We start from the raw sequence: 25,230 nt of genomic DNA on the forward strand, positions 1-25,230 counted from the left end.
TAAAAGAATTTTGATATATAGTATTATAAGTATATGCGAATAATTTGCAAGATGACGAAAATCATAATAACTAATGAAATTTGACAGAACCTATACTACACGCTTAAGAAGCGCCAGAAGGTTCTCCACCTTTTCCCTTTCTTGCATCAGTTCCGCCAGGTTTTCCCTTGCCTTCTGCACCTCCTCCTCTGGAGCCCTTTTGAGGAAGTTTTCGTTGCTGAGCTTCTGCTGGAGGCTCTGAAGGGACTTTTCTATCTCAGATAGCCTCTTTGAATAGGAGCTTATGAGTTCTTCCACTTTTATGCCTTCTTCCACTGGCAGGTAAAACTCAAAGTCCTTAGAAAAGCCTGCAACGCAGTTTGATGGTTCCTCAACCACCTCTTCAAGGCTTTCCAGCCTGGCAAGGCTAAGGATGTGGGGCAGGAATTCGTGCACCAGCTGTCTGCTTTCGCCAGCTCTGTAATATAGCTTAACCTTCCTTGAAGGCTCAATCCTTAGGTCGCTCCTCAGAGACCTTATGGAGGATACAATTTCTTTTATTCTTTCTACCTTCTTCTCCGCCTCTTCATAGACCTCTTTAGGGTTAAACTGAGGATAGTCGGTCAGGGATATACTCTCTCTGTGTGCAACTGGAAGGTTCTGCCACAAGTCCTCTGTAATAAAGGGCATGAAGGGGTGCAAAAGCCTGAGGGTTTTTTCAAAAACAGTAAGCAAGGTTGCCTGAACGGTTATCTTTTCAGCCCTTATCCTCTCATCCTGCGCCCTTCTCTCTTCCTCTGGAAGGTTCTCATCCGGCTTGGCGTAGAGCCTGAGTTTTGAAAACTCAATATACCAGTCGCAGAATTCACTCCAAACAAACTCGTAAAGCTCTCTCGCCGCCTCTGAAAACTCGTATTCTGACAGAGCCCTGTTTACCTTCTCTGCTGTTTTGTTGAGCCTGGTTATAATCCAGAGGTCTTCAGGTCTGGGGGGTGCAAAGTAGGGAAGGCTGGAAAGAAGGTCTGGCTGGAGGTTCATGAGGATAAACCTGCCTGCGTTCCAGAGTTTGTTGGCAAAGTGCTTGTAGCCCTCAAAGCGCTTTTCAGAGAGCCTTATGTCCCTGCCCTGCTGGGTAAGTATGGCAAGGGTAAACCGCAGGGCATCCGCACCGTATTTTTCCACTATGTCAAGGGGGTCTATCACATTTCCCTTTGTCTTTGACATTTTCTGACCCTTCTCGTCCCTTATGAGAGCATGGATGTATACATCCCTGAAGGGAACATCTTCCATGAAAAAGGTGCCCATCATCACCATACGGGCAACCCAGAAAAAGATAATATCAAAGCCCGTCACAAGAAGGTCGGTGGGATAGAGCTTCTTGAGGTCTTCCGCCTGCTCGGGCCAGCCAAAAACACCAAAGGGCCAGAGAGCTGAAGAAAACCACGTATCCAGCACATCCCTTTCCTGCACCAGCCTTTCAGAACCACACTTCTTACATCTGAGAACAAAGTGGTAGGTCTTTTTCCTACTGTCATACCTGTATCTACTCTTCTTCTCTGTGAGTATGGCCATAGGGTTAAGGTCCTGAGTAAAAAACAATCTCAGGGAGTTGGCATCTACCTCTGTGGAGTGGTATCTGTGGAAAGCAAACTTCTTGTAAAAGTCAAGAACGGTCATCTCTGGGTGGACAAAGCTGGGGGAGTTGAGAATCTGCGAGACCTCTTCCGGGGTAAACTCCTCGCTTATTTTGCCATCCGCTATGAGGTTAAATATGAGCTTGTCGTAGACCCTGTCAAAGTCTTCGTCGGTAAACACATTCTCGTGTCCGCAATCCTGACAGTACCAGACTGGTATTCTGTGCCCCCACCATATCTGACGGGATATGCACCAGTCCCTGAGGTTTTCCATCCACCCAATGTAAATCTTTGCCCAGTTCTCCGGGATGAACTTTATAAGCCCTTCTTTTACCACTTTTATGGCGGTATCTTTTATCCTCGGGTCTGAGACCTTCAGAAACCACTGGGTAGAAACAAAGGGCTCAAGAACAGTTTTACAGCGGTAGCACTTGCCCACCGCATGCCTGTGGCTTTCCACCTTTTCAAGAAGTCCAAGAGCTTCAAGCTCCTCCACGATTTTCTTTCTTGCCGTGTATCTATCCTGTCCTGCAAACCTGCCTGCATTCTCGTTCATGCATGCAAACTGGTCCATCACCTGCACGAGGGGAAGGCCATGGTCTTTACCTATTTCAAAGTCCAGAGGGTCATGAGCAGGCGTTATCTTGACCGCGCCCGTGCCAAACTCAGGCTTTACCCTCTCGTCTGCTATGATGGGTATAAGGGGCTCCACCTCAGAGCCGTCCATTGCCCTTCTTTTCCATTCCACGAGAGGAAGCCTTATACTTCTGCCCACAAAAGCCTTGTAGCGTTCGTCCTCTGGGTGGACAGCTACCGCCGTGTCTCCCAGCATAGTCTCAGGACGGGTAGTGGCAACGGTGATGTAGCCGGAGCCATCCTCAAGTGGATATCTTATGTAGTAGAGCTTGCCTTCTTCCTCCTCGTGCTCCACCTCAAGGTCAGAGAGGGCTGTCAGGTCTTTGGGACACCAGCTTACCATATATTCTCCCCTGTATATAAGACCCTCTTCGTAGAGCCTTCTGAAGGCGTATCTGACCGCCCTTGAAAAGCCTTCATCCAAGGTAAACCTTTCTCTCTTCCAGTCCACACTCACGCCGAGCTTTTCAAGCTGTTCTCTTATGGCTTTCCTTGACTGTGGAACCCAATCCCAGACTTTTTTGAGGAACTCTTCTCTTCCTATATCAAGCCTGCTTATGCCCTTCTCCTGAAGCTGTCTGTCTACCACATACTGTGTGGCGATGCCTGCATGGTCAAAGCCAGGCACCCACACCACGCTCCTGCCCAGCATCCTCTGCCAGCGGCAGACAATGTCCTGCAGGGTGGCGTTCAGGGCATGGCCCATGTGAAGAGAGCCGGTCACGTTAGGCGGTGGAATGACCACCGAAAACCTATTTTCAGAAGACGGGTCTTTTACAGAGTAAAGAGCCTTCTCTATCCATCTCTTTGAGTGCCTGTCCTCTACTTCCCTGTGGTTATACTGCCCTATGTCCTTCATAAGGAAAGGATTATAGCACCTTCTTCATTATTTCTTAACGGTCAAAGATTAGAATAAGAGTGTATGTCCTATAGAGGTCTAAGTCATGAGGAAGTAGACAGAAGATTAAAGCTATACGGATACAATAGCTTGAGAGAAAGAAGGTCATCAGACCTTCAACTTTTCCTTTCTCAGTTTAAAAACCCCTTCATATACCTGCTGATTCTCACAGCTACCTTCTCATACATCCTCGGTGAGACTACAGATACCCTCATAATCCTTCTGATTCTTCTAATCTCTGGTTTTATAGGCTTCCTGCAGGAAAGGTCTGCAAACAGGTCCGTGGAAAAACTCCTCAGTAGAGTAAAGACCACAGCTATTGTAATTAGAGAGGGGGAAAGGAGAGAAGTTCCGGTTGAGGAAGTGGTTGTTGACGATATTGTGGTCCTGACTGCAGGCCGCATAGTCCCTGCAGATATTCTTCTCATAGAAGCAAAGGATTTATTCGTAGACGAAGCCTTTCTCACCGGTGAGGCGTATCCCGTAGAAAAGCGTGAAGGTGAAAGGACTTACATGGGCACGAGTGTCATAAGCGGCTACGGTATTGGTAGAGTTGAAAAGACAGGAAGGAACACGCGATACGGCCAGGTTGTTGAGAAACTAAAGCATGGAAAAGAAGAAACGGACTTTGAAAAGGGGCTCAGAAACCTTGGTTTTGTTCTATTGCAGATAGCTTCAGCTATGGTAATAGTGGTCTTTGCAATAAACGCTCATCTCCACAAGGGTGTAATCGACTCCCTTCTATATGCTCTTTCTGTTGGCATAGGGATAACACCCTTTCTGCTACCGGTTATTGTGAATGTAACCCTTTCTCACAGCGCGAGACTTATAGCAACAAGAGGAATAATAACCAGAAGGCTCTCCTCCCTTTACAATCTAGGGAACATGACCATACTCTGCACAGACAAGACAGGAACCCTGACTCAGGGGAAGATGGATGTTCTGGCCTTTCTAAACGCCCTTGGAAAGGAGGATGAAAAAGTCAGACTTTATGCCTGTCTTAACGCCATGATGCAGACTGGCTACAGAAATCCAATAGACGAAGCCATTAAGTCAAAGTTTAACAAAGAATACCTGGAGGATTTTACAAAGGCAGATGAAATACCCTTTGATTTTCAGAGAAAAAGGCTTTCCATACTTGTCAGAACAAAAGAAGGGAATTTTATACTCATCACAAAAGGAGCATATAAAAACATACTTGAAGTATGCTCTTACGCCTCAGTTGAAGGTAGAATCTTAAGAATAGAAGAATTAAAGGGTAAGATTGAAGAAATCTATCAGAGATATAGCGAACAGGGATACAAAGTCATAGCTCTAGCATATAAAGACCTCAGAAAAGATAATATCGCCTACACTGATGAAAGAGAGATGATATTTGGAGGATTTATAGTGCTTCATGACCCGATAAAGCAAGACTCAAAGAAAACTATTCAGGAATTAATGGCTCTTGGAGTTGATTTAAGAATAGTAACGGGAGACAATATACTCGTAGCCAAAAAATTTGCAAAGGATTTGGGTCTCCCAGAGAAAATTATATCCGGTGAAGAGCTGAGAAAATATCCAGCGGAGGCTTTGACAGCAATAGTCAGGGATTTTTATGTTTTTGCAGAACTTGACCCCATGCAGAAGGAAGACATAGTTCTTGCATTAAGAAGGCTTGGTCATGTGGTGGGTTATATGGGCGATGGTGCCAATGATTTGCTTGCTATGAGAGCATCAGATGTTGCACTGTCTGTGGAAAATGCAATGGATGTGGTCAAAGAGTCTGCAGATATCGTTTTTTCAAACCCAGACCTTGCAGGCATAAGGGAAGCAATTGTTGAGGGGAGGAGAGCCTTTTTGAACAGTATGAAGTATTCAAGAATACAGACAAGCTCCAATTTTGGAAACATGTTGTCTGTGTTGGGTGCTTCCTTTCTTGTGCCTTTCATCCCACTTCTTCCCTATCAGGTTTTAACTTTGAATCTTCTTGCAGACCTATCTTTCCTGACCCTTCCATCTGATAATGTGGATGAGGAAAAGCTTAAAAAACCAACCTCCTGGGACTTATCAAAGCTCAAGAAGTTTATCGTCTTTTTTGGTCCTGTAAGCTCTATCTTTGATTACGCAACCTTCTTCTACGCCATGCATATACTCAGGGCAGGGCCGGATACATTCAGGTCTCTCTGGTTTCTTGAAAGCCTTGTCACTCAGAGCCTCGTCCTCCTCTTCTTAAGAACTGATAAAACTGCCTTTTTACAGAGCAGGCCCTCTAAGGCTCTTGTGCTTACAGTCCTCGGAGTCTTGAGCTCTGGAGTTTTCCTCCTCTATTCACCCTTTGGAAGGCTCCTTGGGCTATATCCTCTTGGTGTAGAGCAGCTCATCTTCGTGTTCATAGTGACGCTCTCTTACGTTTTTCTTGTGGAGATGGTAAAAAGGTTATATGCTGCGAGACTCAGTAATTAAGTCCTGGTGAACTCCTCACAAACCTACCCCTCTCGTCAAAGATAAAGGTGGAGGGCAGAAAGGTTATGGGAAAGTGGTCGTTGAACCTGACCTCTGTGTCCACAAGGGTGAGAAAACGCGGTTCTATGTTGAGCTCTCTGTAGCTCTTGAGAACATCCTCGGGCTCCATGGCGACCGCATAGGAGATGATAAGGTATTCCTTCTTTTCTTCCACGAGCCTGTTTAGCTTCTTCAGATGCTCGCTGTGCCCGGCGCAGGTCCTGCTCCATACGTAAAGGATAATGGGTCTGCCCTTTAAGTCTGAAAGGTATACGCCCCTGCCCTCAAGGTCTCTGACCTGCACCCTGGGCAGGGTGTCCCGTGAGCAGGAAAGGAGTAAAAAAAGGGGGAGGAGAAAGAAGACACGGGCAAAGTATCTAAACGCGGGCAAGTATCTTTTCCTTAAAGTCCGCAAGGCTCGGTTTTATATGTATAGTCTCTTTCAGATGATTGTCAAGAACTTCCATGGTCTTGTATCCGTTGCCTGTAATGTAGGCGACCACCACCTCGTCCCTTCTGAAGGCTCCCCTCTGGGCGAGCTTTTTGAGGACTGCTATGGTTGTCCCACCGGCGGTCTCTGTGAATATACCTTCTGTCTCCGCAAGGAGTTTGATGCCATCTATTATTTCCTCGTCAGTGGCAGTTTCCCAGTCTCCTCCGCTTTCCCTTGTGACCTGTAGTGCGTATATGCCGTCTGCGGGGTTTCCTATGGCTATGGACTTGGCAATGGTGTTGGGACGCACGGGGATTATGTAGTCTCTGCCTTCTTTCCAGGCGCTTGCTATTGGGGAGCAACCTTCCGCCTGAGCTCCGTATACTCTAGTCCTGAGCTCCTCTATAAGACCCACCTTCAGGAGCTCTTTTAAACCTTTCCATATTTTGGTAACCAATGAGCCTGAGGCTGCAGGTGCCACCACAGCATCGGGAGCCTTCCAGCCCAACTGTTCCACCACCTCAAAGGCAAGGGTCTTTGAGCCTTCTGCGTAGAAGGGTCTTATGTTTATGTTCACAAAGGCCCACTGAAGCTCGCTGGCAATCTCAGAGCAGAGCCTGTTCACATCGTCATAAGTGCCCTCCACCGCAACCACTGTGGGAGCAAAGACAAGGCTACCATATATCTTCTGGGATTCGAGGTTTGCAGGTATAAAGACAAAACAGTTGAGGCCTGCCTGTGCAGAATGGCTCGCCACCGAATTGGCAAGGTTTCCTGTAGAGGCGCATGCGGCAGTATCAAAGCCAAACTCCATAGCCTTGGATATGGCAACGGATACGACCCTGTCCTTGAAGGAGAGCGTGGGATGGTTTACCGAATCGTCCTTAATATACAGGTTTTCAAGCCCCAGCATTCTCCCCAGGTTCTCCGCCTTCCTGAGAGGCGTAAAGCCGGCACTCAGCCCCACTCTTGGCTTCTCCACCGGCAGAAGGTCTATGTATCTCCAGAGGCTTTTTGGACCTTTCTCTATACTTTCCCTGCTTATTTTCCCTTTTATCTCATCGTAGTCATAGACTACCTCCAGAGGTCCAAAACAGAACTCGCACACGTGCATGGGTTCTATGGAATACTCCCTTCCGCATTCCCTGCATTTGAGTCCCAGAACCTTTGCCATTTTGCTACCTCCACAGGAGTATGAAGTAAAGATAATATAATATAAGCTAAGACATGGCAAAAAAAGTTTTTGTTGAGAAGGCAAAGAGGTTTTTGAAAAATGTTCTGCAAGAGCCTGAACTCCGGGAGTATGTAATAAGAGAGCTCTCTACGCACTTTGCGGACAAGGAAAAAACAGAGGACAACCTTGAAAAGCTATACAGAGAAGTGGTCAGGATAGGTGATGAGCTTGTAAGGCTCAGAGAAGAACAGGAAAAGGGGTGGCAGGAGCAGAGCGCCCTTTGGCAGGAGCAAAACAGACGATGGGAAGTGCAGGAAAGACGCTGGGAGGAACAGCAGAAAATAAACAGGGAGCTTATAGAGGAGATAAAGAAACTCCATAGGAAGTATGACACAGGTACAGATGCTCAGGGTGCAAGGTGGGGACTAAGGGCTGAAAGCTCCTTCAGAGAAGCCATAAAAGGCATACTGGAAGAGGATTTTCCTGTAAAGGTAGAGAGATACCTCGCCTATGATGAAGAGGGAGAAGTTTTTGGAAAACCCCACCAGATAGAGCTTGACCTTATAATAAAGAACGGGAAAACCATACTGGCAGAGATAAAGTCTTCCATGAGCAAGTCTGACGTTTTTGTGCTAAAGAGGACGGTGGACTTCTATAAGAAGAAGGAAGGTAGAGAATTAGACAGAGTTCTCGTCATATTCCCGATGGTAGATTCAAAAGCAATGGAACTTGCAGAGGAATATGGCTTTGAGGCTTATTCCTATCCAGAAGATGTGGAGGGCTTGAATGAAAAACAGTGAACTTTTTGAAAGGGCAAGGACCCTCATGCCTGGAGGTGTGAGCTCTCCCGTAAGGGCTTTCAAGGCGGTTGGTGGTGAGCCCATAATAGTCTCAAGGGCTCAGGGCTCAAGGCTGTGGGATGTGGAGGGCAAGGAATACATAGACTTTCTCATGTCCTGGGGACCCCTTATTCTGGGGCATGCGCATCCTGCAGTGGTTTCTGCCCTTCAGGAGCAGGCAAGGAAAGGTCTATCTTACGGGCTTACAAACGAGCATGAGATAACTCTTGCAAAGCTTGTGGTTTCTGCTATGCCCTCTGTGGAGATGGTGAGGTTTGTCTCCTCTGGCACTGAGGCAACCATGTCCGCCATAAGGCTGGCAAGGGGCTACACGAAAAGAAAATACGTGGTCAAGTTTGACGGATGCTACCACGGGCATGCTGACTCTTTACTGGTGAGTGCAGGCTCAGGCGTTGCCACGCTGGGCATTCCGGGCACTCCAGGAGTGCCAGAGGAGATAGCAAGTCTGACCCTCGTTATTCCTTACAACAACACGGAGGCCCTTGAGGAAGTTTTCAGGAAATATGGAGAAAATATTGCCTGCGTGATAGTGGAGCCCGTGGCGGGCAACATGGGAGTGGTTCTGCCAAAGCCCGGTTTTTTGGAGAGCATAAGGGAGATAACCAGAAGGTATGGTGCACTTGTCATATGCGATGAGGTGATAACCAACTTCAGGCTTTCAAAGGGCGGGGCTCAGGAGCTACTGGGTAGAGACCCAGATATAACCTGCATGGGAAAGATACTGGGTGGTGGTATGCCACTGGGTGCCTACGGAGGAAGAAAAGAAATCATGCAGATGATAGCACCAGAAGGACCCGTCTATCAGGCGGGAACACTTTCTGGCAACCCCCTCTCTGTGGTGGCAGGCATTGCAACCCTTACAGAGCTTTTCAGACTAAACCCTTACGAAGAGCTTGAAAGGCTCACAAATAGGTTGACATCAGGCATTTCGGAGATACTCACAGAAAAGGGCATACCCCACAGGATAAACCAGATAGCCTCCATGTTTACCCTCTTCTTCACAGAGGAGGAGGTCTACGATTACGAGACTGCCAAAAAGTCAGATAGAGAACTCTTTGGAAGGTTCTTCAGAAGCCTGCTGAAGGAGGGTGTTCTTATACCGCCCGCTCAGTTTGAGGCGTGGTTTTTGAGCACAGCCCACACAGAAGAAGATATAGACCTTGCCCTTGAAAGAATAGAAAGGGCAGTATCAGAGCTCTGAGTTATCTGAGAAGCTCTGAATAGACATAGTAGTTATACATGACCCTTTTCACATAGTCCCTGGTCTCCCGGATGGGGATGGTTTCTATAAAGAGATACTGGTCTTCATGTTGAGGCCAGCTTCTTACCCTTGTGGGTCCAGCGTTGTAGCTGGCGAGCGTTCTCACAAGGTCTCCCTTCCACTGGTCAAGCAGGTATCTCAGATAGGCGGCACCAAGGGTTATGTTGGTCTCTGGGTCGTAGATGTTTCTTATGCGTATGCCTTCCCTTCTTGCCACATACTGGGCAGTGCTGTCTATGAGTTGCATGAGCCCCCTGGCGTTTGCCACGGATACTGCATAAGGGTCAAACAAGCTTTCCTGCCTCATTACCGCGTATATGAGAGCACTTTCTATGGAGTATTTTTCAGAGGCTTTTTCTACCTTACCTCTGAAAGGTCTGGGAAAGGCTACCGCATTGTAAACAAAACTACCATAGCCATACTTTCTCACGGCAAGTCTGACAGCAAGATGCGGGTCAAGACGCGATATGGCAATCACATCAGAGGAGGTTAAATCCCTCAGCCTCTTAAAAGCCTCAAGCCTTGCGTATTCTGGAAAACCTGCCTCCCATATAGCCTTTACCACTCCTGCGGTTTTCGGCAGGCTCTCGTCCTCCATCACAACCCTCAAAGCCCTGCTCGCCACCGGAAGACCCAGCATGGAGCTGGCAACTGCATGGTAAAATCCCGCCCCATTGGAGGCCTTTACAAGATACTCACTCGCATCCTCCCTTCTGAGAAGTATGGCACACTTGTATGCCCAGAAGTTGCCCGTAGATGCCTCATCTCTGGTCTGTGAGTATTTCACAGAGGCTAAAAAGTGCTCAAAGGCTTTTGCGTAATCTCCCAGAGCATAGTAGGATAAGCCCAGGTTAAAATCCCTTCTGTAGGAGGGTTCCATGCGCAGGAAAAAGTTTATAGCTTCCTGAAAATTTCCCCTTTGCACGTTCAGCCTTCCAAGCCTGAAAAGGATATCAGAGACCAGATTTCTGTCTACAATGGAAGAAAGAAGTTCCTCCGTCTTCTCCCTCTGCTCCAGCTCGTAATACATAACTGCAAGCTCAGCCCTGGCCCTGCTGTCCCTGCACTCCTGAAAGGTCTGAAGAGCTTTTTCACTCTCCCTCAGGGCTCTGAGAGAGGTGCCCAGCATAAAACATACCTTCTGAAAATCCAGACCTTCAAGAAGTGCAACAACTTCTCTGTAATACCTTCTCCTGAAAAGTTCCTCTGACGCCGTAAGGGCTTCCTCAGGGCTAAGTTCTATATACTGGATAAACCCTCTGAAAAGCACAGGAGACTTCAGAAAGCCTGCCTTCGGGTCAAGATTAAGTTCCCTCCAGAGGTTCAGATATTCTTCTCTGTATTCCTCTTTCAGATTTCTTGGGTTTAGCTCCATGAGAAGCCTGCCTGCCTCTTCCTTTTTTCCCCTCAGCACTGCATCCTTTGCCAGGAAAAACATAAGGTCATCTCTGAAAACTGCATCCGGGTATTCTTTAAGAATTCTTTGCCCCAGGATGGGGTCTCTGTTCTCCAGGTAAGCCATAAAAAGACGATACTCCCCCGGCAGCTGAGCAAATACGAAAAGGGGAAGAAGCAGTAGCAGCAGGAACATATCAGCTAATATATGTGATTATTAGCAGAACGAGAATTCCAAGGAAGAGGTTTACCCAGATGAGGTTAGGGATGTGTGAAAGCTTTTCTTTCCTGAAGAGGAAAAGATAAATGTAGGCGAATACGAGCGTCATAAGTGCAAATATAAAGAGCTTAGCATGAAACAGTGGGTTATCAGAAAAGTCTCTCCTGTAGCCATGCCAGATACCCATGCCTGTTATAAAGAGGACAAGTATAGAAAGCCAGACTGCCGGAAAGAACCTGGAAAACACGGCACGAAGTAGCCTGAGCCTCTGTTCTTCCTGAGAAAGCTCCCTCAGAGAGGGCTTGAGAAAAAGCAGGCTGTAGACCATCCCCCCTATCCACACTGCGGCAAAGAGAATATGGAGAAACTCCAGCGACTTAATCATTCTCAGAGCCCCTTTTGAGCCTCACAACCTGCACTTTCCCCTGAGCTATGTCCTCTATGGCCTGAAAGGTCTTTTTTATGAGCTCACCCCTTGTCCTGTCTCTTACAAAAATGTCTTCACCCCTTTCCAGAAGCTGGCTTACCCTTCTGGCCGCTGCATGCACAAGCTCATACCTTGAAGACACCCTCTTAAGTGCTTCCTCTATACTGGGTCTTTTGCTCATTCTCAAACCTCCTTTAATAGAACATTATACTCCTTTTCCCTTCTGAGGGACTTCAGCCACGGGGGCATACGGGAGATTTCCTCCAGGAAGATTTCTCTTATCTCTTTTAGAGTAGGCAGAGGCTTTATCAGGCTCCCTTCTTTACATACGGGCTCCACAAGCCCACCATCCCTGTAGGGAATTACCTCATCGTAAGACATGAAACCTCCTTCATAATGCCTTACAACCTGCCTCTTGTAGGGAAAGGTCTGTTTTCCCGGGCTCAGCTTGAACTTTGGTTTTCCTTCATACTCTACAAGCTTGTAGGCTATGTCAAGGTATGGGGCATCTGCAGAGGTCAGGACTTTTGTGCCAACACCAAAAATATCCACGGGTGCACCCTGCGAGATAAGATATTGCAGATCTTCCTCATCAAGTCCACCGCTGACCAGTATCTTTATGTCCTTGAAGCCCTCAGCATCAAAAAGCTCCCTTACGCTTCTGCATAAACTCAGAAGGTCTCCGCTGTCAATTCTTACCCCAACAACTCTTATGCCTTCCTTCATCAGCCTTAAAGTCTTCCTTGCACCCTCAAGAGTATCATAAGTGTCTATAAGAAAAAGGGCCCTTTCTGGAAAGCTCCTCGCAAAAGCTCTGAAGGCTTCCTCCTCTTCTTCAAATACCATAACAAAAGAGTGGGCCATGGTGCCAAAGACTGGAATTCCGTATTTCCTGCCTGCCTCGAGGTTTGAAGTGCCGGCAAAGCCCGTCATATAGCAGGCTCTTGCTGAGTAAAGTCCAGCGTCAAGTCCGTGGGCCCTTCTCAGACCAAAATCCACAAGTGTTCTGCCTCCTGATGCCAGGTAGGACCTTGCAGCCTTGGAGGCAATTAGAGTGTTGAAGTGGATGATGTTTATAACAAGAGTTTCCAGTATCTGCACCTCTGGTAGAGACCCCTCAATCTGAACCAGAGGCTCCTTCTGAAAGACTATCTTTCCCTCCCCTATTGCATAGAGGTCTCCCCTGAACTGGTATTCCTCAAGATAATCTAAAAACCAGCTTTTAAAAATGCCAAGAGACTTTATGTATTTTAGCTCCTCATCACCAAACCTAAATTCACCAAGAGATTCAAGCAGGGGCTCAAGACCACAGGAAAGGAGAAAGTTTCTGTTCTCTGGAAGTTTTCTCACAAAAAGGCTAAAAACTGCCCTCCCTGTTTTACCAGCCTCAAGGTAAGCCTGAGCCATGGTAAGCTCATAAAGGTCTGTAAAGAGGGCCTTTGATGGCATAGTAGTATTTTATGCAAATTCCAGAAGGTTCAGAGTCTCGGGACTCAGCCTTCCCCTGTTTTCCCATGCCCAGTTCTGAAGCTCCCAGAGGGTTACCATAAGCTCATACTTTCCCACAGTCCTGTTGTAGTCTCTGACGAAGGCAACTATCCTTTTCACCTCCTCCTCCGATATATCCTGCAGAACCTTCCTGCCTATGTATCTTTCCAGCAAGAATTTCATGGAGGCATCTCTTATGTTAATCTCAAGGCTGTCTGCTTTCTCCAGAACCCTCTCAAGGGTATCCACAGGAGTCAGTTCCCTCAGAAGAAGATATAGCCTGAGCTTCAGGTAAGCTTCAACCTGCTGAGCTATGAGATTCCCCGCCTCAAAGTATTTGCCCCGTGCATGCATGAGCAGGTCTTCAAGGAGAAGTTCATAGCTCTCAGTGAAGTTTACATCTTCCTGAAGATATCCAAGGGCCCAGTGGTCAAGTAGCCATCCCAGCAGAGGCTGAGGCACTCTGTCAGCATCAAACTCTTTCAGGTCTTCTACTCCCTCAAACTCCTCTTCCGTCTCCATGTCCCTGATATAAACCTTCCATGGTTCAAAGCCTTCCACCCTGTAATAAAACTTGCCAAGAGTCCCCTCTTGAGGAATTACATCAGACAGCTCAAGGGCTGCTATGGAGGTTATAAGGTCATTGCCCTCAACCCTCTGAGGCAGGACAAGTCTCTGCCATACTCCAAGACCGTTACCGTAAGATTGCAGGTTGCTTGGAGCGGTGGAAAGCACCATGAGAAATCTTTCTTCAAGCTCTCCATCACCGACGAGGTCCATGGCTTTCTTTGCAAAGAGAAGGTTTTTAACAGCCTCTATGCCTGAAATGTCAGCAAAGAACCAGCCATCTGAAGAAAAGGCATAGCTGATGTATTTGTAGGCATAGAGATGCTTAAAAAGCTCTCTTCTCTCTTCTATGCTAAGAGGTCTTTTTGCGTTAACCTGTAGATACTCCTCCTTTGAGCCTCCAAGGAGAAGGTCTACAAAGTTAAAGAGGGCCTTTTGCGGGTCTTTTGTGTATTGTTCAAGAACCCTGAAAAGTCTTTCCTTTACAGAGGACCTGACCAGTTCAAGGGCTTCTCTCATGGGTCCTCGCCAGAGTTGGTGCCAGCCGGGCATGCCCCCTGTAGCACAGCCACAATCAGACCTCCACCTTTCCACACCGTGGGCACAGCTCCAGGAAGTAAACTCCCATATCTCTGTCTCGCCCTCAGGACGCATATTCATGGACACACTCTCTAGGGTCTTCATGCCCGGGTGGTTCTCCAGAAGGTAGGCAAGCCCCATCTCACCGAACTTTTTGTGATGGCCAAAGGTCTCGCCGTCCACCGCGATAAGGGTGATGCCTTTTCTTGCCTTTGTTCTGTTTATAACTTCTTCCATGTTGTTTATCAGGTCGCCAAAGGCTATACCATGAGAGAGCTCCCCGTCGTAGACAAATATGTCTATGTGCCCCTCCGGAAGGCTATGCCTGAGATAGCTACCCCTCGCCTTTACCTGATGGGGTGCGAGTATCACATAGCCAATGCCATGCCTCACCAGGAGGGATAGGGTCCTTCTATCCACTGCAAGCTCTGGAAGCCAGAAGCCCCTGGGCTTCCTTCCAAATATCCTCTCAAAGGCCCTTATACCCCAGACTATCTGAACTTCTCTGTCCTCTTCTGGGTCAAGGGGAAGTATGGTGTGGTTAAAGCCAGTGGCTATGGCGTTTTCCCCCACACTTCTCAGTCTATCAACAAACCACGGCTTTTCTCTCAGGAGCCAGGAGAGAAGGCTGAAGGTGAAGTTAAAACTCACGTGCTGGTAGTTGTTGACTATTTTCAGTATCTTGCCATCCCTTCTGTAGTGGGCGTAGAGGTTGGGAAGATAGGATTCTCTGAATATTCTCTCATTCCAGTTTTCAAAAGGATGAGCGGTAGGCTCTACAGGAATAAGACCGAGATAGGGGTTTTCTCTTGGCGGTTGATGAAAGTGACAGTGAACACACAGAAGACTCATAACTCCACAAAGGCACCCATCTTTTCAAACTTCCCTATTCTGTCCTGGAGGAGCTCTTCCCGCTCCATGTTCAGAAGCTCGGTAAGACATCTTTTGAGAAAGCGCTTGAGAATCCTTGCACTCCTTCTGTGGTCCCAGTGTGCTGCACCAAGAGGCTCTGGCACTATGGCGTCAATGACTCCCAGCTTCAGAAGGTCCTGAGCTGTAAGCTTGAGGGCCCTTGATGCCTCCTTTACCTTGCTCTGGTCCTTCCAGAGGATTGCCGCACAGCCCTCTGGGGATATTACTGAGTATACGGCATTTTCCAGCATAAGTATCCTGTTGGCAACCCCGAGGGCAAGTGCACCACCAGATCCGCCCTCCCCTATTATTACCGCAATGGTTGGAACTTTTAACTGACCAAAGGTATAGAGGCTCTGGGCTATGGCCTCCGACTGTCCCCTCTCCTCTGCACCAATACCCGGATAGGCTCCCGGCGTATCTATTAGGGTTATAACAGGCATCCGGTATCTCTCAGCCAGCCTTGCTACCCTTATGGCCTTCCTGTATCCCTCAGGATGAGGCATGCCAAAGTTTCTCTCCATCTTCTCCTTGGTTGTCCTTCCCTTCTCTTGTCCTATCACTGCCACAGGAAGACTGTCAAGGTAGCCAAAGCCCGCCACCACAGCCTTGTCATCCCCAAAGCATCTGTCTCCATGAAGCTCTGTAAAGTTTCCAAACAAAAGGTTTATGTAATCCATGGCATGCGGCCTCTGAGGATGTCTTGCTAGGAGAACCCTCTCCCATGGGTCAAGTTTTGAATACACTTCCTTACTTTTCTTCAGAAACTCCCTCTGGAGTTTTCTTAGTTCTCTCTCCTTTTCTCTGTCTCCAAGGTTATAGAGCCTTCTGAGCTGGTCTATCTTCTGATGAATCTCCTGAAGGTCCCTTTCAAAGTCTAAAAACATCGGGAAGATTATACCATGGTAGGCGCGGGCGGATTTGAACCGCCGACCTCTGGCGTGTCGGGCCAGCGCTCTGCCAGCTGAGCTACGCGCCTTATGATTTATAATTATAGCATGCTCTTCGTTCTTTCTGCACCCTCTGGGACTGGTAAAACTACAGTAGCAGAAAGGCTTCTAAAAACCTGTCCAGGAGTAAGAAGGATAGTAACCGCAACTACAAGGCAAAAAAGAGAAGGAGAGAGGCACGGTGTTGATTACATTTTCATGGACAGGCGAGAGTTTGAAGAAAGGATAAAGGAGGGTTACTTTCTTGAATACGCAGATGTATACGGTAACTACTACGGCACGCCCAGGGACCAGGTTCTCAAAAACGAAGAGGAAGGGGGAGACTCTCTACTCGTTATAGATGTGCAGGGTGCAAACAGTGTAAAAAAAGCCTATCCCCAGAGCATACTCCTCTTTCTTATGCCTCCAAGCCTTGAAGAACTTAGAAGAAGGCTCCTGAGCAGGGGCTATGGCAGGGAGAATCTGGAGCAGAGGCTCAGGAAAGCCGAAGAAGAGATAGCCTGTGCCAGGCATTTTGATTACATAGTGGTAAACGAATTCATAGACAAGACTGTGGAGGCTTTGCATACCATAATAATTGCCCAGAGGTATAGAAAGGAAAGTTTTCTAAAAAGTCCGGGGCTTGGCGATGAGAATATCATACTGGCGCTTCAGAAAAAGCCCTGCTCTATTTTTGAAATATGACTTGCTTTGTTCATGTTATAATACTTTCTTATGAAAGAACTCCACCATCCTCACAGTGACGATGCTTTTAAGGTGCTGAAAGAGTCAAGAGTGGTGGCAGTGATAGGCATTTCTCCAGACCCGGAAAGGCCCTCTTACTATGTGACCGAAAGGGTCATATCAAAGGGTATTCATAAAGTCTACCTTGTGAACCCCAAGTATGCAGGGCAGGAAATACTGGGTGTTAAGGTCCTTTCTTCCCTTTCTGATGTGCCAGAGACTGTGGATATTGTCAACGTTTTCAGAAACCCGGCACACATAGAGCCCATCCTTCAGGAGGCCCTTCAGGTGGGGGCAAGGTGTGTGTGGCTTCAGCCTGGCTGTGAAAACCCTGAGGTTATAGAAAAGTATAAGGATAAAATAAACATAGTCTGGAACGCCTGTATAGGCGTTGAGGCAGGTTATCTTTAAAGGTTAGTAAATTCCAACGTGTTGATTCCTTTCAATAAGTCAGCCCTCATGATTTTCTCAGACCTTGCTTAGAAAAGCAATTTAGACAAAAGTTTGTCTTTAAGCTTATGATACACTAACATCAACTTGTAAAACTTAGAAGCCTTTATTGCATGAAGCTCTGTTATTTGCTCTTCATACTTTAGTTTCTCCTCTTCACACTGTTTCCAGAGTTCAAACTTCTCTTTATGAAGTCTTGCTATTTCCGTATCTCTCTTGCTCAATTCATCTTCTAGATACCTTGCATAACCTATGATGTGGTATATGTGTTTAACTTTGCTGTATTTGTAGAATTCTTGACCTCTCGCAAAGATATCTCCCATCACATATTGAACAATCTCTGATAGATCCCAATTATCCTCGAGCAATATAAAGCTTTCATAATATTTTGCATTCTGCCCGAAAATAAACCCATTAAATTTTCTTACAGCAAGGTTAAAAAATTCAGCATTACTGATTAGAGCAGAGCATTCACTGTATATGTGCAGGGCTTGAACAATCGTATCAACATAACTTGATATATCTATATTAAAATTTCCGGGAATATAGCTATACACAGAATAAAAAGCGAACTTTTTGGGATAAAGCTTAATATGTAAGTTTGTGCATACTTCACCTATGGCTCTGTTGTCTTGATGAAAGTCAAACACAGCAGGGCACAAAATTAGGTCTATACCTTTTTGCAATAGGAAATCTGTCAGCTCTTGCTCTAAGCTTTCTTTGTATTCTTTCAACCTGTTGCTGGGATACTTCCAGAATTCTGCATGATTATATCCGAGCATTTCCTTAACCATGGTCACTTTATCTATCCAAGCTTCTGAAGTGTGCTTTCCTCCATAGTCTGATAAAAACAAAACACTAACATCTTTACCACATTCCACCAAGAAGCGTATACTACCACCACACCCTAAAAGTTCATCACCGGGGCGTGGAGCAATTACCAGCACATTTCTTATCCTTTCTATATCCCATTCCTTTTGTTTAATAAGCTCAGCCATTTTCTTTTCCAGATCTCCTTGTTAAAGAATTTATTAGCTATATACCTTCCATACCTCCTTATATGTTTTCTAAAGTTTATGTCTTCTACCAGTTTGATTATCTCCATAAACCTATCTACCGTATCCAGAGTGTTTTTTTGATTTGGTTCACCAAGACTTAGATGAGGTAATAATTTTGATAAACCGTTGAAGATACCAGTTTCGTAAGCAATAACTGGCCTACCGCATGCAAGTGCCTCCACAGAAGTGAACCCAAAGCCCTCGTACCTGGAGGGAAAAAACACGAAGTCAACTTTGTTGTATATGTAAGGCATATCTTCATGAGGTATACTTTTATACGTTTGGATTTCTTCTATCTCAGCATATTCTCTTAATCCACCTGTGGATAAACACTGTACCCATTCTATATAGGTTTGCGTTCTCTTGTACACTTCAATAAATATATCATAGCCCTTGGTGGCATCAGTTCTACCAACATATAATCCTTTAAGCTTTTTGCTTTTGCTAAATTCGTTTTCTAAATTCAAAGGCTTAAAGACATTTGTATCAACAAAGTTTCTTATAGTGATTATTCTTCCCGTCCTAAAATGTCTACGTAGGCTTGAAGTAACACTTGAACTAACAGACACCACTTTCTTACCTGAATATGTGAAATCTTCCATTAAACCAAGCCTATAATAAAAGTCAAGATAATCACACTTATTTAGAAAATTCCGGCATACATTTGCAATATCACGATATACACCATGACAGATATTTAAAATTTTATTAATGTCCATCTCAATAAAGGCCCCATATATAGAATTACTTATTATAAAATCATACTTGTCTGCTTTTTCTTTGATTATACGAGCATGATTATAATAATCTTCAAGTTTATAGGGCGTGAGCCCATGTTTTTCAAAGAAATCCACATCCACATGCCAGCCTTCTTCCTTCAATACGCCATACAAATTTAAGACATAAGTTTCTATACCCCCGCTCCATTGAAACGGGTTGGGGCCTGTTACTATAAGAACACTACCCATTTGGAATCCTTAGCAGCACATAAGCTTGTTGATATTATACATTAACATATAGAATGGTAGTATAATTATCTTTCAAATGACATATTCGACAAGGTTTTTAAGTTTGGAGGCGCCATTCTATGAAGGAAGGTAAAAATATAATTCTTGTGCATAAAGTTTTCCCCATTAACCTTGAAGGTGTGTCGGGTGGGGCTGAAACCGTCATGCTCGAAATGGCGCAGGCCCTTAAAAATAGAGGCTGGAATGTTTATTTTTTTGGACATTTTCTCAATTTAAACGCTTATTTTGAGGGTATAAATTTTATAAATTTTGGAGAAGACTTTCAACTTGCTGAAGTTTTCAAAAATTACAAAAATATTGAATTTGAAGCCTGTATTTCCGTTCACGCATTTCCAATAAAGGTTTTACTGAGCTTCAACAATATCAGAAGATTCTTTCTGTATCCTCATGATATGAGTTTTATAGAGCACAGAGTTAGCCCAGAATTTATCAATAAGCACGTGGACGGTGTCATATGTTTATCAGAATATCAGAAGAATGCTTATGCTGAATGGGGTATAGTGCAAGATAAACTAATAAAGATTCCATACGGTATAGATACAGAATTTTACAAGCCAACACCTCACGTCAAGAGAAATCATAAAAAAATAATGTTTGCAGGAGCTACAATAAGGTCTAAGGGCATATATGTGTTGATAGATGCATTTAAGAAACTCAAAAAGGATATGGAAGATGTCGAGTTGCATATATATGGAGACTCAAGCCTTTGGGGACTTGAAGAAAACGTTGATAGTAGAATTAACATTCCAGGATTATTCTTTCACGGCAAAGTCGGCAAATCTGAACTGATAAAAGCATACAGTGAATCTGCTTTGTGTATAGTACCTACAATACCAGAACTATACAAGGAATCTCTGCCTAGGTCTGCCATTGAGGCTCAGGCGTGTGGCTGTCCTGTAGTAGGGTCAGAAAGTGGAGGTTTACCAGAAACCTTTTTGCACACAAAAACAGGATTTCTTGTCAAACCAATTAATGTAGATAACCTTTATAAAGTTATAAAGACTGCTATAGGCGATGAAGAAAGATTGAAAAAGATGTCAGAAAATGCCATGAAATTTGTAAGAGAAAATTTTTCAATGGATAAACAAATCAAACAGCTTGAAGAATACATCTTATCAATAAAACCTGAACTAAATAAAATAGATAGAATAAGCTATAATAATTTAAACATTCTTTTCTATGTAGAAGTTCCTCTCATGCCTTCAAAAACTTCTTCATGTAGAAGAAACTACGAAATACTTAAAACTCTGCTTGATTTAGGAGCTAGAGTGACATACTCTCATGGTTTTTCGTAAAAGGTTCAGAAAAAGAAATAAAAGAACTCTTGCATATTTACAAAAATTTCAACATAAGGAGTCCGTTATACGAAAATTTTTCCATGATTGGTTTTCACGATATTCTATGGATAACAGAGGTATGGGACTACAGGAGACTTCGCAAGGCTGTTGGTTTGGCAAGAAGGGCTAAACTCGTATACAACATGCCTGTAGTGTACGATGCTATGGACAGCCTATACAAGCATTATGATAGAGCCAAACTTGCGGGGGAAATTCTAAAGGAGAAAGAGCTTGAATCCATAAAAATACTAGAACAAGAAATGTATAAACTCGCTGACATAGTTATTGTTGTCTCTGAAGAGGAAAAAAACTACATAGTTGAAAATTTTGATATATCTCCTGAAAAAATTGTCATAGTAAGAAATATTCATGATCCAGCCGAATATTCTCATAATTATGGTAAGACTGTATGTTTTGTAGGCGGATTGATGAACTTCAATAACCTCTTGGCTATTAAGTTTTTTCTCAATAATATATACCATCATGTTCTGAAAAAAGACTCTGATATAGAGTTTTATGTAATTGGTGATAGAACAGAAATGTTAAAGCTTGAAGAACTGGTAGAAGATAAGAGCTTATTAGAACTTTATAGAAATAAAGTTCATTTCATAGGCTGGATAGAGGATGTGGGTAAAGAATTGAAAAGGCATGCCCTTACAGTTGCCCCAATGGTTTCCGGCTCTGGTATAAAGGGTAAAATACTGAACAGTCTTGAATATGGTGTGCCTGTTGTAACAACACCTCTGGGTGCCGAAGGTCTTCCAGAGATCACAAAATCTGGCATAGTTATAGCGGAAGGTCCAGAAGAGTTTGCTAAAAAAGTAGTAGAAATAGTAAAAAACGATGAGTTAAGATGGTCACTGTCTAGAAAAGCCACAGCATACGTAAAAGAATGGTTCTCTAAAGATAGAGCCAGAGAAACTCTTGAACGTATTTTGCCGATGATTCAAAAAGCTATAAGGGTAAACTTTGCCTTGGCAAGACCTTACAGATATAAACTTGTGGATGACTACAATCTAATCCTGCCAGAAAATTACACACGCGTGGATGACCTTATGGAGGTAATTGGTATGACTCTAGACCAACATAGGTATGAATATCCTGACATAATTCGCTTCAGTTATCTAGATATTTATAATACAGAACCTTGGTTGAAACCAGATGCTATAAATGAGGGATCTTGGTTTAGCATATGCGCATGCATGCCTGCTCTTGTAAGGAAGGGCGTGGAGCTTACCATGCTTGAGGGGGGCAGATTAACTTATGTATATTCGGACTTACCAATTTGTTATATGGAGCATTCTGCAAGAGATGTAAGAAATAAAATTATAGAATTTGGCCTTAAATATAAAATGTTGTTTAAAAAACATCCTTTGGTTGAAAAAATGGCAAAAAAAATATATGAATATTTAAGAAAACAATGAAATATTAAAGCATATTCAGAATACCACCATATTATCTATATGCATTACTTCTTCCTTGCTGGTCTTTAAAATCTTTTTTACTTCCTCTCCTTTTTTTCTGATGATTCTCAACACCTCCTCGAAGCTGAAGTTTACCCTTCCCTTTCCTACGAGAAAGCCTCTCTCGTCGTAGAGAACCACCACATCTCCCCTCTGAAAGGCACCTTCTACTTTCCTTATGCCGGCAGGAAGAAGGCTTTTTCCCTGCTTTATGGCTCTGTATGCCCCTTCATCTATGTATATGGCACCTTTTGGTTCTTCAAGCATGGCGAGGGCTTTTTTACCCTCTTTAAGAGGTTTTGGAGATGGCCTGAAATAGGTGCCAGCAGTCCTTCCTTCCATAATCTGAAGGAGGCTGTCATTCTTGCCAGTTATCACCACCGGAATACCAAGCCTGATGGCTATGCGTGAGGCAGTTATCTTGCTCAGCATACCGCCAGTGCCAAACTGGGAGTTTACACCCTTTACAAGATGGAGAACACCATCCACATCCTCCACCAGAGGCACAACCCTGCCCTCTTCATCCAAGAGCCCACCTGCAGTGGAAAAGACCACTATAAGGTCGGCCTTCATCATGTAAGCGGTGTGAACTGCAAGAAAGTCGTTATCTCCAAAAAGAAGCTCAGATATGGCTACCGTGTCGTTTTCGTTTATTATGGGCACTATACCAAGAGAAAGCATACTGCTGAGGGCGTTTTTTGCGTTCTGAAACTTTTCTCTATCCTTGAAAATATCTGCAGTGAGAAGAGCCTGACCTACTGTCAGTCCATAGTTGGAAAAGACCATATCGTAAAGGTGCATAAGGTATGCCTGGCCAACGCCCGCCACTGCCTGCTTTATGCTGAGTTCTCCCGGCCTTTCGCCCAGGCCGAGCTTTTTTACTCCACAGAGAACTGCCCCAGATGAGACTATTAGAGCCCTGTGATTTTTTTCTCTCAGTTTCTTTACCTCCCCTGCAAGCCTTGAGAGAAAGCTCAGGTCTATGTCCCCCTCCTCTGTCTGTATGAGGTTTGAACCAATCTTCACCACAAGAAGCATGGGGATTATATTTTAAAACATGCTGATAATAGCCGGCCCGTGCGTCATAGAGGAAGAGAAGGTGGTCATGCAGACCGCAGAGCATATTAAAAGGCTCTCAGAAGAGTTTACAGACTTTGACTTTGTCTTCAAGTCCTCCTTTGACAAGGCCAACAGAAGCTCTCACAGGTCCTTCAGAGGTCCGGGACTTGAGGAGGGTCTTAGGGTCCTTCAGAAAGTGAAGGAAGAGTTTGAGCTCAGGATTACAACCGATGTGCATGAGACTTGGCAGGTCCAGCCTGCCTCTGAGGTGGTGGATATGCTGCAGATTCCTGCCTTTCTCTGCAGGCAGACGGACCTTCTTTTAGAGGCGGGAAAGAGCGGAAAGCCAGTAAACGTGAAAAAGGGGCAGTTTCTCGCACCCTGGGATGCAAAGAACATAGTGGAAAAACTACGCTTTGCAGGGGCTGTGGATTACTACATAACGGAGAGAGGGGCGAGTTTTGGATACAACAACCTGGTGGTAGACTTCAGAAGCCTTGTAATAATGAGGGAGTTTACAAAGGTGATATTTGATGCCACACACAGCGTTCAGCTTCCGGGTGGAGCTGGAGACAGGTCTGCAGGTCAGAGGGAGTTTGTGCTTCCGCTTGTCCGTGCTGCTGTGGCGGTGGGAGTGGATGGCCTTTTTATGGAAACCCACCCGGACCCCGACAGGGCTCTCTCTGACGGACCCAACATGGTCCCTCTCTCCCGGCTTGGAGAAATCCTTGAAACAGTTCAGCGCATCCTCAGTGCAGTTCCCTCCACCTCAAGAGGGTAAGCGTTGCTGAAACAGGCATCGCAGAAATCCTGAGGACTGTCCACCACAGACCTCAGGCTCTCAAGGGAAAGATACTTCAGTGAATCCGCACCTATGAACTTTCTTATGTCCTCAAGGCTCATCCTGTTGGCTATGAGCTCATCCCTTGTAGGGGTATCTATACCGTAATAGCAGGGTCCAACAACAGGCGGTGATGCTATGCGCATATGAACCTCCTTCGCACCTGCACGCCTGAGCATACTAACTATTTTCTTTGATGTAGTTCCCCGGACAAGGGAATCGTCAATGACCACCACTCTCTTTCCTTCAAGAACAGCCCTGTTTGGGTTGAGCTTCATGAGCACCCTTATGTCTCTGAGCTCCTGTGTGGGTTCTATAAAGCTCCTTCCCACGTAGTGGTTTCTTATAAGACCAAGCTCAAGGGGAAGACCTTTCGCCTGAGCGTATCCTATGGCAGGGACAACCCCGGAGTCAGGAACGGGAACCACCACATCTGCCTGCACCTCATCCTCGTAGGCGAGGAGCTCCCCCATCCTTTTGCGTGCACTGTAAACCCATGTATCAAAGACAAAGCTCTCTGGCTTTGAAAAGTAAACAAGTTCAAATATACACATGGCCCTTTTCTCAGACCTGAAAGGGAAGTAGCTTCTTATACCCTGTCCATCCACCACAAGCACCTCACCGGGCTTTACCTCTCTCCATAGCTCACCTCCCAGTATGTCAAAGGCACAGCTCTCAGAGGCAAAGAGAATAGTATCCTTTAGCCTTCCCATGAGTAGAGGTCTGAAGCCCATAGGGTCTCTGGCGGCTACAATCCTGTCCCTGAAGAGATAGAGAAGGCTGTAGGCACCCCTTGCCCTTGACAGGGCGTAGAAAACCCTTGGGATGATTTGCCGGTCATGAGGATGGAGCTCCACCTCTTCTGGTGTAAGCTCACCCTCCTCTAAAAGGGCAAGGAAAAGTTCTGTATCTGAGGTGTGAAAAAAATTTACGCCTTTGCCCTCAAGCTCCGCCCTGAGGGGCAGGTAGTTGACCAGATTTCCGTTGTGAACCACCGCCACACTGCCAAGGGATGTTTCTCTGAGAATAGGCTGGGAATTTATACCCCCAGAGTCTCCGGCGGTGGAATACCTCACATGGGCTATGGCAAGAAAGCCAGACATATGCTGGAGGTCCTCCCTTCTTATGGCTTCAAGAACAAGCCCGGGTTTCTTTACCAGTCTTATGTGTTCGTAGTCCGATACGGCTATGCCTACACTTTCCTGTCCCCTGTGCTGAAGGGCATATATGCCATAAAAGGCATATCTCTCTGCGTGCTCCGCATTGAAAACTCCAAAGATTCCGCACATGAGAATAATATAACGCAAGTTGCAAGTTATAGCATCCCTGCACTCCAGAGCCTATGGAGATTGTAAGAAATTACCGCCATGTAGA

21 protein-coding genes and 1 tRNA gene are annotated in these 25,230 nt (G+C 45.3%); 8 read left to right on the forward strand and 14 right to left on the reverse strand.

Features of this window, described 5'->3' with window-relative positions; genetic code table 11:
* Positions 1-90: 90 nt before the first annotated feature.
* Positions 91-3,108: a valine--tRNA ligase gene (locus tag ACKRDP_RS05430; RefSeq protein ID WP_409153752.1), complete on the reverse strand. Its 3,018-nt coding sequence runs from the start codon at positions 3,106-3,108 to the stop codon at positions 91-93.
* A 63-nt stretch (positions 3,109-3,171) separates the two neighbouring features.
* On the opposite strand from ACKRDP_RS05430, the gene mgtA reads away from it, so the two are divergent.
* Entirely contained in the window at positions 3,172-5,592 is a 2,421-nt protein-coding gene (gene mgtA / locus ACKRDP_RS05435) for a magnesium-translocating P-type ATPase (protein WP_409153753.1), read from the forward strand.
* Here mgtA and ACKRDP_RS05440 read toward each other — a convergent pair.
* Both ACKRDP_RS05440 and thrC read right to left on the reverse strand, forming a co-directional pair.
* On the reverse strand, positions 5,582-6,022 hold the full coding sequence (locus ACKRDP_RS05440) for a TlpA family protein disulfide reductase (RefSeq protein ID WP_409153754.1): 441 nt from the start codon (positions 6,020-6,022) through the stop codon (positions 5,582-5,584). The two genes, mgtA and ACKRDP_RS05440, sit on opposite strands and share 11 nt — an antisense overlap.
* On the reverse strand, positions 6,009-7,238 hold the full coding sequence (thrC, locus tag ACKRDP_RS05445) for a threonine synthase (protein WP_409153755.1): 1,230 nt from the start codon (positions 7,236-7,238) through the stop codon (positions 6,009-6,011). The genes ACKRDP_RS05440 and thrC overlap by 14 nt, the downstream gene beginning before the upstream one ends.
* 53 nt (positions 7,239-7,291) lie before the next feature.
* Here thrC and ACKRDP_RS05450 point away from each other — a divergent pair, with 53 nt between their 5' ends.
* The gene (locus ACKRDP_RS05450) at positions 7,292-8,038 is read left to right on the forward strand and encodes a PD-(D/E)XK nuclease family protein (protein ID WP_409153756.1); all 747 of its coding nucleotides are present in this window, start codon (positions 7,292-7,294) and stop codon (positions 8,036-8,038) included.
* Positions 8,025-9,299 carry a glutamate-1-semialdehyde 2,1-aminomutase gene (gene hemL, locus ACKRDP_RS05455; protein WP_409153757.1) on the forward strand — a complete coding sequence of 425 codons (1,275 nt, stop codon included), beginning with the start codon at positions 8,025-8,027 and terminating at the stop codon, positions 9,297-9,299. Before ACKRDP_RS05450 ends, hemL begins: the two co-directional genes overlap by 14 nt.
* A gap of 1 nt (position 9,300) precedes the next feature.
* Here hemL and ACKRDP_RS05460 read toward each other — a convergent pair whose 3' ends face one another.
* The 7 genes from ACKRDP_RS05460 to ACKRDP_RS05490 form a co-directional block, all read right to left on the reverse strand.
* Positions 9,301-10,881 carry a transglycosylase SLT domain-containing protein gene (locus tag ACKRDP_RS05460; protein ID WP_409153758.1) on the reverse strand — a complete coding sequence of 527 codons (1,581 nt, stop codon included), beginning with the start codon at positions 10,879-10,881 and terminating at the stop codon, positions 9,301-9,303.
* A 70-nt stretch (positions 10,882-10,951) separates the two neighbouring features.
* Positions 10,952-11,359: a hypothetical protein gene (locus ACKRDP_RS05465; protein ID WP_409153759.1), complete on the reverse strand. Its 408-nt coding sequence runs from the start codon at positions 11,357-11,359 to the stop codon at positions 10,952-10,954.
* A complete protein-coding gene (gene rpoZ, locus ACKRDP_RS05470) occupies positions 11,352-11,582 on the reverse strand; it encodes a DNA-directed RNA polymerase subunit omega (RefSeq protein ID WP_409153760.1) in 231 nt (76 codons plus the stop codon). Before rpoZ ends, ACKRDP_RS05465 begins: the two co-directional genes overlap by 8 nt.
* A 2-nt stretch (positions 11,583-11,584) precedes the next feature.
* The gene (locus tag ACKRDP_RS05475; protein ID WP_409153761.1) at positions 11,585-12,850 is read right to left on the reverse strand and encodes a nicotinate phosphoribosyltransferase; all 1,266 of its coding nucleotides are present in this window, start codon (positions 12,848-12,850) and stop codon (positions 11,585-11,587) included.
* A 9-nt stretch (positions 12,851-12,859) separates the two neighbouring features.
* Entirely contained in the window at positions 12,860-14,887 is a 2,028-nt protein-coding gene (locus ACKRDP_RS05480; protein ID WP_409153762.1) for a DUF3536 domain-containing protein, read from the reverse strand.
* Positions 14,884-15,834, reverse strand: a complete 951-nt coding sequence (locus tag ACKRDP_RS05485) for an acetyl-CoA carboxylase carboxyltransferase subunit alpha (protein WP_409153763.1) — start codon at positions 15,832-15,834, stop codon at positions 14,884-14,886. Before ACKRDP_RS05485 ends, ACKRDP_RS05480 begins: the two co-directional genes overlap by 4 nt.
* A gap of 16 nt (positions 15,835-15,850) precedes the next feature.
* Positions 15,851-15,926: transfer RNA gene (locus tag ACKRDP_RS05490), tRNA-Val, on the reverse strand.
* 19 nt (positions 15,927-15,945) lie between these two features.
* Between ACKRDP_RS05490 and gmk the strand changes: the two genes are divergently transcribed.
* The gene (gmk, locus tag ACKRDP_RS05495; protein WP_409153764.1) at positions 15,946-16,581 is read left to right on the forward strand and encodes a guanylate kinase; all 636 of its coding nucleotides are present in this window, start codon (positions 15,946-15,948) and stop codon (positions 16,579-16,581) included.
* 30 nt (positions 16,582-16,611) lie between these two features.
* On the forward strand, positions 16,612-17,031 hold the full coding sequence (locus tag ACKRDP_RS05500; RefSeq protein WP_409153765.1) for a CoA-binding protein: 420 nt from the start codon (positions 16,612-16,614) through the stop codon (positions 17,029-17,031).
* A 68-nt stretch (positions 17,032-17,099) separates the two neighbouring features.
* On the opposite strand, the gene ACKRDP_RS05505 is transcribed toward ACKRDP_RS05500, so the two are convergent.
* Both ACKRDP_RS05505 and ACKRDP_RS05510 read right to left on the reverse strand, forming a co-directional pair.
* Positions 17,100-18,068, reverse strand: coding sequence for a PIG-L deacetylase family protein (locus ACKRDP_RS05505; RefSeq protein ID WP_409153766.1), 969 nt, complete (start codon positions 18,066-18,068; stop codon positions 17,100-17,102).
* Positions 18,032-19,096 (reverse strand): glycosyltransferase family 4 protein, encoded by a 1,065-nt coding sequence (locus ACKRDP_RS05510; RefSeq protein ID WP_409153767.1) that lies wholly within the window; start codon positions 19,094-19,096, stop codon positions 18,032-18,034. Before ACKRDP_RS05510 ends, ACKRDP_RS05505 begins: the two co-directional genes overlap by 37 nt.
* 119 nt (positions 19,097-19,215) lie before the next feature.
* Here ACKRDP_RS05510 and ACKRDP_RS05515 point away from each other — a divergent pair, with 119 nt between their 5' ends.
* Entirely contained in the window at positions 19,216-20,451 is a 1,236-nt protein-coding gene (locus tag ACKRDP_RS05515) for a glycosyltransferase family 4 protein (RefSeq protein ID WP_409153768.1), read from the forward strand.
* Positions 20,452-20,534: 83 nt separating this feature from the next.
* Complete coding sequence (locus ACKRDP_RS05520; protein ID WP_409153769.1) at positions 20,535-21,917, forward strand: glycosyltransferase; 1,383 nt, start codon at positions 20,535-20,537, stop codon at positions 21,915-21,917.
* A 15-nt stretch (positions 21,918-21,932) separates the two neighbouring features.
* Here ACKRDP_RS05520 and proB read toward each other — a convergent pair whose 3' ends face one another.
* Complete coding sequence (proB, locus tag ACKRDP_RS05525) at positions 21,933-22,994, reverse strand: glutamate 5-kinase (protein ID WP_409153770.1); 1,062 nt, start codon at positions 22,992-22,994, stop codon at positions 21,933-21,935.
* Between the two features lie 19 nt (positions 22,995-23,013).
* Here proB and kdsA point away from each other — a divergent pair, with 19 nt between their 5' ends.
* Complete coding sequence (gene kdsA, locus ACKRDP_RS05530) at positions 23,014-23,796, forward strand: 3-deoxy-8-phosphooctulonate synthase (RefSeq protein WP_409153771.1); 783 nt, start codon at positions 23,014-23,016, stop codon at positions 23,794-23,796.
* Here kdsA and purF read toward each other — a convergent pair.
* Positions 23,754-25,145 (reverse strand): amidophosphoribosyltransferase, encoded by a 1,392-nt coding sequence (gene purF, locus ACKRDP_RS05535; protein WP_409153778.1) that lies wholly within the window; start codon positions 25,143-25,145, stop codon positions 23,754-23,756. The two genes, kdsA and purF, sit on opposite strands and share 43 nt — an antisense overlap.
* Positions 25,146-25,230: the final 85 nt, after the last annotated feature.

Source organism: Pampinifervens navoyensis, assembly GCF_046159715.1.
Taxonomy (GTDB): domain Bacteria; phylum Aquificota; class Aquificia; order Aquificales; family Aquificaceae; genus Pampinifervens.